8 protein-coding genes are annotated in these 8,781 nt (G+C 60.9%); 5 read left to right on the forward strand and 3 right to left on the reverse strand.

Annotation, left to right across the window (positions count from 1 at the left end):
• Positions 1-332: 332 nt before the first annotated feature.
• Together FEM54_RS16965 and FEM54_RS16970 are read right to left on the reverse strand one after the other, a co-directional pair.
• Positions 333-662 carry a PA4575 family protein gene (locus FEM54_RS16965; RefSeq protein WP_099547625.1) on the reverse strand — a complete coding sequence of 110 codons (330 nt, stop codon included), beginning with the start codon at positions 660-662 and terminating at the stop codon, positions 333-335.
• 302 nt (positions 663-964) lie between these two features.
• Positions 965-3,403, reverse strand: coding sequence for a Lon protease family protein (locus FEM54_RS16970; protein WP_056858239.1), 2,439 nt, complete (start codon positions 3,401-3,403; stop codon positions 965-967).
• A 280-nt stretch (positions 3,404-3,683) separates the two neighbouring features.
• On the opposite strand from FEM54_RS16970, the gene FEM54_RS16975 reads away from it, so the two are divergent.
• The 5 genes from FEM54_RS16975 (at position 3,684) to FEM54_RS16995 (ending at position 7,938) form a co-directional block, all read left to right on the forward strand.
• Entirely contained in the window at positions 3,684-4,172 is a 489-nt protein-coding gene (locus FEM54_RS16975) for a DUF3015 domain-containing protein (protein ID WP_017139294.1), read from the forward strand.
• Between the two features lie 115 nt (positions 4,173-4,287).
• Positions 4,288-6,141, forward strand: coding sequence for an Lnb N-terminal periplasmic domain-containing protein (locus FEM54_RS16980; RefSeq protein WP_138452043.1), 1,854 nt, complete (start codon positions 4,288-4,290; stop codon positions 6,139-6,141).
• 288 nt (positions 6,142-6,429) lie between these two features.
• Positions 6,430-6,735, forward strand: a complete 306-nt coding sequence (locus tag FEM54_RS16985; protein WP_017139296.1) for a chorismate mutase — start codon at positions 6,430-6,432, stop codon at positions 6,733-6,735.
• Between the two features lie 248 nt (positions 6,736-6,983).
• Entirely contained in the window at positions 6,984-7,340 is a 357-nt protein-coding gene (locus FEM54_RS16990) for a hypothetical protein (RefSeq protein ID WP_017139297.1), read from the forward strand.
• Between the two features lie 109 nt (positions 7,341-7,449).
• Positions 7,450-7,938, forward strand: a complete 489-nt coding sequence (locus tag FEM54_RS16995) for a GreA/GreB family elongation factor (RefSeq protein WP_138452045.1) — start codon at positions 7,450-7,452, stop codon at positions 7,936-7,938.
• Here the strand turns inward: FEM54_RS16995 and FEM54_RS17000 are convergent.
• Positions 7,935-8,781 (reverse strand): dehydrogenase family protein (locus FEM54_RS17000; RefSeq protein ID WP_477749734.1); only part of this gene is annotated, 847 nt, incomplete at its 5' end. The two genes, FEM54_RS16995 and FEM54_RS17000, sit on opposite strands and share 4 nt — an antisense overlap.

Genomic DNA, 8,781 nt, shown 5'->3' on the forward strand with positions numbered 1-8,781 from the left:
GTGGGAATGCATCCCGTGACGCTCCGCGTCACCTGCCCACGGCTTGAACCTGCGCTGGCTGCGGGACGCGGAGCGTCCGGGGCGGCATTCCCACGCGGAGCGTGGGAACGATCATCACAGCGCCAATCGCCCTCGCCCGCCGTTGAGTTGTCGCAGATCTGCAGGTCATCAGCAGCGCATAGCCATGCAACGTCAGGCTATCGATCGTTCCCACGCTCCGCGTGGGAATGCATCCCGTGACGCTCCGCGTCACCTGCACACGGCTTGAACCTGCGCTGGCTGCGGGACGCGGAGCGTCCGGAGCGGCATTCCCACGCGGAGCGTGGGAACGATCAATGGTGAGTATCGCTGACCGGATGCGAGCGCCCGCCGTTAAGTTGTCGCAGATGGGCCTGCAGGTGCAGGCACCAGATCTGCGGGTCATCGGCCAGCGCATAGCCGTGCAAGGTCAGGCTTTGCACAATCGACTCCAGAATGGTTTCCGCCACGAATGGCCCATGGAACGGGCCTTGGGACTTGATGGTGGACGGCTGCTCGCCGGTCATGCCGGCAGCAAACAATAAGGTCCACATGCCGTTATCCCCCGCGAGCGGGCGAATGGAGCATTCGATACGGGTGACCAGGCCCAGGCATTGGCGGGTAAGGCAAAGGTTGCGCGACATGGCGGCGACCCTCGGTAGATCGGTGTTCAGCCTCAATCACGCGGGGAGGCTGTCTCTGTCCTGCGACTCCTGTGGATATCCCTAAAAGTCAGAATAGAAGAAAACCAGTACAAACCAAGGTTGTAGGGACCAACGGGCGTTGGTCCCTGAAATGGGAGTCAATTTTGTGACGAAACACCACCGATCCAATGTGGGAGCTGGCTTGCCTGCGATGACTGACTCATAGCCGACACTTCTGCTGGCTAACCCACCGCTATCGCAGGCAAGCCAGCTCCCACATTTACCGCGTTCCGAACTGCAGATCAGGTTGGCTGGGTTTGCGCCAACGCCTGCTGCGCCAGCTCCTTCTCCGCCTCCTTCAAATCATCCTCACTGATCATCTCGGCGATCGCACGCAACCGCTCAACCACGCGCGCATTCACTGTGCCTTCGGGGAATTGCCCTTCTTCGTCCGGCTCACCGGCAGGCTCGCCCACCAACAGGCTCAGCGCCTCGTCGGCCTGACGCACGGCATAGATATGGAACTGCCCGTCGCGCACGGCTTGCAGCACCTTCTCGTCGAGCATCAGCGTGGCCACGTTGGCCTGCGGGATGATTGCGCCCTGCTCGCCAGTCAAGCCGCGGGCTTCGCAGAGGCGGAAGAAGCCTTCGATCTTCTCGTTGACCCCACCCACCGCCTGCACTTCACCAAACTGGTTGATTGAGCCGGTGATGGCAAAACACTGCTTGAGCGGCGTTTTCGACAAGGCCGAAATCAAGGTACACGCCTCGCCCAACGACGCACTGTCACCGTCCACGTAACCGTAGGACTGCTCCAACGCGATACTGGCCGAGATCGCCAGCGGGAATTCCTGGGCATAACGACTGCCCAGGTAACCGGTGAGGATCATCACGCCCTTGGAGTGGATCGGCTGGCCGAGGTTAACTTCGCGCTCGATGTCGACAATGCCGCTGCCGCCCGGGTACACCGTGGCGGAAATCCGCGCCGGCACGCCGAACGCCGAATCACCGACTTCCAGCACGGTCAGCCCGTTGCACTTGCCGACCGCCGCACCGGCGGTGTCGATCAGGATGACCCCGGCGAGCATGTCGTCGAGAATCCGCGCCGATACACGCCCGGTGCGCGTGGCCTTGGCCTTGAGCGCCCGTTCGATATGGCCGGCATCAGTCATCTCGTCGCCCGCCAGGTGGCGGATAAAGTCCGCCTCGCTGACCAGTTGGAACAAGTCGCCAATGCGCGCCGACAGACGCCCTTGGTGTTCCGCCAACCGTGCGCTGTAAGTGGCCAACCGCGCCACCGCGTCCGAGGTCAACGGCGCCATGCCTTCTTCCGAGGTGCGGGTTTTGAGCAACTGGGCGAACTGTTCCAGGCTTTCGTCGACCATCGGGATGTCTTCGTCGAAGTCCACCAGCACGCGGAACATCTCCTGGAAGTCCGGGTCGGCGTCCTGCAACGCGTAGTACAGCTGGCGCGAGCCGATGATGATGACCTTGACCTGCAACGGGATCATCTGCGGGTTGAGGGTCACGGTGGCCAAGCGGCCCAGCTCGCCCAGCGGCGACTCCATCTTCAGCTTGCGCGACTGCAAGGAGCGCTTGAGCGCGTCCCACACAAACGGCTCGCTGAGCATTTTCTCGGCTTCCAGGATCAGGAAACCGCCATTGGCACGGTGCAACGCGCCCGGACGCAACTGGCGATAGGTGGTGTAGAGCGCGCCTTGGTCGGTGCTGTATTCGATACGGCCGAACAGGTTGTCGTAGGTCGGGTGCGGTTCAAACACCACCGGCGCGCCGCCATTGACCGAATGGCCCACCACCAGGCTTGGGCAATATTGCTCTTCGAGCAGCTTGCGCGCCTGGGCGTCGGTCTTGGCGTCGTCGACCAATTGCTCAACCACGGTTTTCAGCAGGTAGACCTGCATGGCTTGCAGGTAACCGCAAACGCCTGCGTTCTCTGCGTATTTTTCCGACAGAGGCGCCAGCAAAGGTTGCAGGGCCAGGGTGATGGTTTCTTCGTTGAATTGGCGCAGTTGGTTGTTGGACTCACGCTTCCACTGCGGCAGGCTGGCCAGTTCTTCGTTGAGGCGCTCTTCCAGCTCGGAAATATCCGTGTGAAAGCGCTCGCGATCGACTTCCGGCAGTTGCGAGAACTCAGCTTCGTCCAGCGCCTTGCCGTCGAGCATCGGCGTGAAAGCGATGTTGGAGCTGTCGCGGTACAGCGCCACGTCTTTTTCCAGCGCCAGGCGCTCGATCACGTCCAAGGCCTTGTCGTAACGCTGGTTGAAGGCGCGGTCGATGGCGCTTTTGCGCTGTTGGTAGGTCGGGTGTTCGAACACGGCCGGGAACGTGGCGACAAGGTTGTCGACCAAGCCGTTGATATCGGCGATGAACGCCGCCGCAGCGCCGCCCGGCAATTCCAGGGCACGCGGTTCGCGCGGCTCGTCAAAATTGTTGACGTAGACCCAGTCCGCCGGGGTCTGCAGGCGTTTGCCTTCGGCTTTCAGGTAGCGTTTGACGAACGAAAAGCGGCCTGTACCGGGCTCGCCCATGACAAACACGTTGTAACCGGGGCGTGGCATCGCCACACCGAACTGCAACGCTTCTACTGCGCGTTCCTGGCCAAGCACACCGCGAAAGGGCTCCAAATCATTGGTGGTCGAGAAGCTGAACTGTTCAGCGGAGAAAGGGCGAGTCAGCGCTTCGGGCGCTAGACGCAAGCTGGCAGCAACAGGATCAGGCATCGGGCTTCCTTACATCAGGCGGGGCAGATGACGGCATTCTGGCTCTCGCTGACGCGCTCTGGCAAGGCGAGCCTGTGGGAAAGCATAGACAGGGGATGCGTCTTACAAAAAAATCGCTGCCACGCTCGACAACCACACGGATTGTTTTATAAAAAATAACGGAACCCTAGGAACGTGCCTAAACTCCAAACTGCGCGGGTTGGACTAATAACTGGCCCCTAGGGCGCTGCGACGCGCCTGAACCCTTGTCCATTGGTTTGCACACAAAGAGAACAAAGCTATGAAACGGATCCTTCTTGGTACTCTCTTCACCGTTGTCTCCCTCAATGCAATGGCTGAATCGCCAGGTGGCCCGAACTGCGGTTGGGGCAACATGCTGTTCGAAGGCCAGCGCGGTACTCCGGCTCACTTCCTTGCTTCCACCACCAACGGCACCTCGGGTAACGCCACCTTCGGCATGACCTCGGGCACCAACGGTTGCAGCACCAACAGCGCCCTGACCTACGGCGGCAAGTCCTGGATTGCCATGAATGGCATGATGAACGAGCTGTCCGAAGACATGGCCAAAGGCAACGGCGAAGCGCTGACCACCTACGCGGTGGTACTGGGCGTTGCACCGGAAGATCGCGAGCACTTCGCGGCCGTGACCCACGAGCACTTCCAGCAGATCTTCAGCAAAGCTGACGTGACCGCTGACGACGTGCACAACAACACCCTGGCTGTACTGAAAAGCGATACCCGCCTGGCCAAATACGCCACCCAGGCTTAAGCTCGACTGGCCCGCGCCTTTCGAGGCGCGGGTTTTATTTCTGGTTTTATTTTTGGTTCTATTTTTGGGCCCGCCTCCCCTTTGGGTCTCACTACTTCCGACTTAAGTTGCCCTTATGCTCAAACGCTTTGCCTGGCTGGCACTCTTCGCCTGCGCCCCGCTGTACGCGGCGCCGCATATTGATGATCAACGTTTGCAGCAACTGGCCAACGATCCGTTCTGGCTGTCTTTGGGCCATTACGAAGCCGGCAAGCTCAAGGGCTGGCGCAGCTATGTCAGCGACAAAAAGTTCTTCCTCGCCCCCGATGGCGCCCACCACCCGGACCAGGAACTGCAGGCCACCGTTGAGGCGCTGTACGCCCCGGCCAGCCTCGGCGAAAAGCACGCCCAATGCGTTTACCCCGCACGTACCCGCTGGCTCAAGAGTCAGTTGAACCTCACCGACTTGCCCGCGCTGGAGTGCAAAGAATTTACCCAATGGTTCAAGGACGTCGCGCCCCACAGCGCGGTGATGATCTTCCCGGCGGCCTACCTCAACAGCCCGTCGTCGATGTTCGGCCACACCCTGCTGCGTATCGACCAGGCTGACGTGCAGAGCAACAACACCGCGCTGCTGAGCTACGCGATCAACTTCGGCGCCTATATCGAAGGCTCCGACAACAGCATCCTCTACGCCTGGAAAGGCCTGATGGGCGGCTACCCCGGCCTGTTCGCGCTGGTGCCGTACCAGGAAAAACTCTCGGAGTACCGTAGCCTCGAGAACCGCGACCTATGGGAATACCGCCTGAACCTCACCGAAGTCGAGACCAAGCGCATGGTCGAGCACGTGTGGGAGCTCAAGCAGATCCAGTTCGACTACTTCTTCTTTGATGAAAACTGCTCCTATCGCCTGCTGGAGCTGCTGCAAGTGGCGCGCCCGAGCCTGCGCCTGACCGAGCAATTCCCGCTCACGGCGATCCCCACCGACACCGTCAAGGCCGTCAAAGAAGCGGGTCTGGTGGAGAAGATCGACTACCGTCCGTCCCGTGAACGCGAGTTGCTGGAACGCGCCAAGCCACTGGATAGCGACGAGCAGCAATGGGTGCTGAAAATCAGCGATGACCAGAAGCAATTGCAGGAACCGGCCTTCAAAGCCCTGCCCCGCGAACGTCAGGCGCTGATTATCGACGCCGCCTATCGCCTCGGTCGCTACCGCGCCAATGGCCTGGAACGCGACACAGAACGCTCGCAACGCAGCTTCGAACTGCTGCGCGCGATCAACCAGAACCCGGCGCCCGACCTTAAAATCGAACGCCCCGGCCTGCCCGAAGACGGCCACGAGTCGCGCACCTGGCAGGCCGGCATCGGCACCCGAGGCAACAAAACCTTTGGCGAATACGGCCTGCGCATGGCCTACCACGACCTCAACGACAACGCCGAAGGCTTCCCGCTGGGCGCGCAGATCGAAATCCTGCAAATGAAACTGCGCCAGTACGAAGGCAACCACTGGCAGCTGCAGCAACTCGACCTGGCCACCATCCGCTCCCTGACCCCGCGCAACGCGCTGTTGCAACCGTGGTCCTGGCAAGTGACCGGCGGCCTGGAGCGCGTGCCAGGCAAGCACGACGACGAAACCCTCGTCGCCCACGTCAACGGCGGCGCCGGCGGTACCTGGCAACTCACCGACGACATGCTGGGTTTTGCCCTCGGCACCGTGCGTGTGGAACATAACAACGACTTCAGCGAAGCCATCTCACCGGCTGCCGGGTTCAACACCGGCGTGCTGTGGAAAAACCCGCTGGGGAATCTGAGCCTTGAGGCCAAGGGTGATTTCTTCACCAATGGCGAAGTGCGGCGCAGTATCAGCCTTAACCAGCAGTGGGAGTTGTCGCGCAACCTGGGCCTGCGGTTGAGTGCCCAGCGTGAGTACAGCCATTTGTCGACGCCCGTGAATGAAGTGATGCTTGAAGTGAAGTGGTATCACTACTAACCACACCAGATCGCTCCCACGCAGAGCGTGGGAACGATCAATGGCGGAGTGTCAGTTGTTGATTTTTAGCTGACATACCGCCATCACAGGCAAGCCAGCTCCCACACTTTTTGGCGCCTGACTTGAGCTCTGCGCTGTTCACAGTTCAAAGGTGGGAGCCGGGCTTGCCCGCGATGGCGGTCGTCCAGGTAATGATGCATTGACTGACTCACCGCTTTCGCGAGCACGCCCGCTCCCACATTTGGTCCGTGCATATCCCGACACATCGCAATCAGGAGTTCCATCAACATGGCTGTTAACTGCACCTCCCTTGAACAAGTCCGCGAAAACATCGACCGCCTCGACCAACAAATCGTCACCCTGCTGGCCGAGCGCGGCCACTACGTTTCCCAGGCTGCGCGCTTTAAGAAAGACGCCGATGGCGTCAAGGCGCCACAACGGGTTGAACAGGTGATCGCCAAAGTGCGGGGTTTATCCGAGGCGGTGGGCGCCAACCCTGAGGTCACTGAGCAGGTGTATCGCGCAATGATTGCGGCGTTTATTCAGCAAGAGCTGGCTGAACATGCCGCATTGACGACCGACCAGACGACATAACCCCCTTTGTGGCGAGCAGGCTTGCCCTGCGTTGGGCTGCGCAGCAGACCCGATCTTTTGGGGCCGCTCCGCGCCCCAGCGGGAGCAAGCTCCCTCGCCACAGGACAGCGCCTGTCTTTAGATCGTTCCCGCGCAGAGCGTGGCCTGCCCCTTTAACTCAACACTTTTCTCACCGCCCTTTCACGCCTCCCCGACAAATCCCTGACTAGACTTCCCCTATCAGCCGTAAAGCGGCCAGGGAGTACGCCATGTGGCGGTCTGCGGTAATGCTGTGTGCGCTAGTGTGGTTGTCGGGTTGCCAGTCCACCCATCAGGATTTGATCGCCAAGGGTTATCCTCCGGCCTTTGCCGATGGCTTTGACGACGGTTGCAGCAGTGGTCGCCAGGCCGCTGGGGTCATCAGTGGGGAGTTTCGCAAGAATGTGCCGCGCTATCTCAAAGACCGTGAATACGCCGAAGGCTGGGAAGATGGCTTTCGCCAGTGCAAGGCCATGCGCGAGAACGAGGAGTTGCGCGACTACAAGGACAACCACTGGGATGACCGTGAACGCGCCTGGCAACAGGAGAAGGATCGCGACGCTGCCCGCGCCTATCGCACGCAATAGGTCGCTTTCCTGAAAAGCGGACGCAGAGCGTCCAGGGCTGTATGCCCACGCAGAGCGTGGGAACGATCGCGCGGTGAACATGGCCCAACCTTCATGGAAGGAGAACGTCATGAGCCGAGCTTTTGTAAATGAAGACAACGCCGCCGCCCAGGCCGACCAGCCGGTGGAGCGCCTGGTGAGTGAGCAGCCCAATCGTCTCACCGCGCAAGGGTTAGCGCAGTTGCAGGCCAAGGTTGCGCAGTTGCAGCAGGAATACAGCCTCGAATCCGCCCAGGACAATAAGCAACGCCTGGCGGACCTTGAGCGCGATTTGCGCTACTTCAACCAGCGTGTGCAAAGCGCCCAGGTGATGCCACCAGCGACGTCTACCGACAAGGTGCAAATCGGCAGTTGGGTCACCTTTGCCAACGAGCAGGACGAGCAGCAGCGCATTCAACTGGTCGGCGAAGACCAGGCCGACGCCCACGCCCATCTGATCAACTGGGGCTCACCGCTGGGCCGCGCATTGCTGGGCGCCCAGGTCGGCGACGAAGTACTGTGGAAGCGCCCCGTCGGCGATCAGTTGATCGAAGTGCTGCGGGTTGAACCCGAGGCCTAGACGATGCCTTGGGCCAGCATCGCATCAGCGACTTTCACAAAGCCCGCGATGTTCGCGCCCTTCACGTAGTTGACCCGGCCGTTTTCTTCGCCGTAATGCACGCAGGCATGGTGGATCGACTGCATGATGTTGTGCAATTTGCTGTCGACTTCGCCCGCGGTCCACAGCAGGCGCATGGCGTTCTGCGACATTTCCAGGCCACTCACGGCCACGCCACCGGCGTTGGAGGCTTTGCCCGGTGCGAACAGAATGCCCGCCTCGATAAAGATATCCACAGCCTCCAAGGTGGTCGGCATGTTGGCGCCTTCGGCCACGCAGAGACAGCCGTTGCGCAGCAGCGTGCGGGCGGCGTCGGCGTCGAGTTCGTTCTGGGTCGCGCAGGGCAGCGCGATGTCGCAGGCCAACTCCCAAGGCGTTTTGCCTTTGCGGAACTCCAGGCCAAAACGCCCGGCCAGTTCGCTGATGCGGCCACGTTGCACGTTTTTCAGCTCTAGCAGCGCCGACCATTGCTCCTCGGTCAAACCGCTTTCGGCATACAAGGTGCCTTCGGAGTCGGAGAGGGAAACCACCTTGCCGCCCAGGTCCATGACTTTGCGCGCTGCGTATTGCGCGACGTTGCCGGAACCGGAGACGGCCACGCGCTTGCCTTCCACCCGCTGGCCGTTGCGCTTGAGCATTTCTTCAGCGAAGTACACGCAACCAAAGCCGGTGGCTTCAGGGCGGATCAGGCTGCCACCGTAGGCCATGCCTTTGCCGGTCAGCACTGAGGTGAACTGGTTGCTCAGGCGTTTGTACTGGCCAAACAGGAAGCCGATTTCACGCGCACCCACGCCGATATCGCCA

This window comes from Pseudomonas edaphica, assembly GCF_005863185.1.
Taxonomy (GTDB): domain Bacteria; phylum Pseudomonadota; class Gammaproteobacteria; order Pseudomonadales; family Pseudomonadaceae; genus Aquipseudomonas; species Aquipseudomonas edaphica.